The organism is Psychrobacter sp. TB20-MNA-CIBAN-0197 (genome assembly GCF_040309765.1).
Taxonomy (GTDB): Bacteria; Pseudomonadota; Gammaproteobacteria; order Pseudomonadales; family Moraxellaceae; genus Psychrobacter; species Psychrobacter submarinus.
In genome coordinates, this window is the sequence record NZ_JBEOPC010000876.1 from 1 (window position 1) to 259 (window position 259).

General features: G+C 46.3%; 1 protein-coding gene. It reads right to left on the minus strand.

Going from position 1 to position 259, the window contains the following annotated elements; genetic code table 11:
* Positions 1 to 75: 75 nt before the first annotated feature.
* A partial coding sequence (locus AAEY83_RS16365) for a hypothetical protein (RefSeq protein ID WP_351060727.1) occupies positions 76 to 259 on the minus strand: 184 nt, incomplete at its 5' end.

Below are 259 nucleotides of genomic sequence, written 5' to 3' on the forward strand. Positions count from 1 at the left end.
GTTAATGACGACTCACCTGAATGGTCGGTTATCGCTCTTTGCCGAAGTTCGGCTTAGTGCCAATTGCGGACATTGTTAACGCTCGCCTAATACGCCTTGCACTGGCGGGCTTTTTGCGTTGCTTGCTAAAAGTGTGGCTGCCGGCAATGTAGGATTTAGATGCTTGTTAGCAATACATTCTGTTGCGGCTAACCTGTCACCTTGGACAAGAACATGAAAAAGCCACCCAACAAAATAATTGCAATGATGACTATAGCTG